The organism is Geomobilimonas luticola (assembly GCF_018476905.1).
GTDB lineage: Bacteria > Desulfobacterota > Desulfuromonadia > Geobacterales > Geobacteraceae > Geomobilimonas > Geomobilimonas luticola.
This window is the reverse complement of record NZ_JAHCVK010000028.1, coordinates 1-485: the sequence shown is the minus strand read 5'-3', so window position 1 is coordinate 485 and position 485 is coordinate 1. Positions and strand designations below refer to the sequence as shown.

Genomic DNA, 485 nt, shown 5'->3' with positions numbered 1-485 from the left:
ACCATCTCGGTCCCCGCCGCAAGGTCGACTACTCCGGTCACGTCGGTGGTCCGGAAGTAGAACTGCGGACGATACCCGTTGAAGAACGGCGTGTGACGACCACCCTCTTCTTTGGTCAGGATGTACGCTTCGGCCTTGAACTTGGTGTGCGGCGTGATGCTCCCCGGCTTGGCGAGTACCTGGCCACGCTCGATGTCTTCACGCTTCACGCCACGCAGCAGCGCGCCGATGTTGTCGCCGGCACGACCTTCATCCAGAAGCTTCCGGAACATCTCCACACCGGTGACGGTGGTCTTGGCGGTCGCCTTGATGCCGACGATCTCGATCTCTTCACCCACCTTGACGATACCACGCTCCACGCGTCCGGTGGCAACGGTACCACGACCGGAGATGGAGAAAACGTCTTCTACCGGCATCAGGAACGGCTTGTCGATGGCACGCTCCGGCTCCGGAATGTAGGCATCAACGGCATCCATGAGGGCCAG

At 61.2% G+C, this 485-nt stretch carries 1 protein-coding gene; it reads right to left on the bottom strand.

The window, feature by feature from the left end; all coding sequences use genetic code 11:
- A partial coding sequence (locus tag KI810_RS17160) for an EF-Tu/IF-2/RF-3 family GTPase (RefSeq protein ID WP_246525809.1) occupies window positions 1-485 on the bottom strand: 485 nt, incomplete at both ends.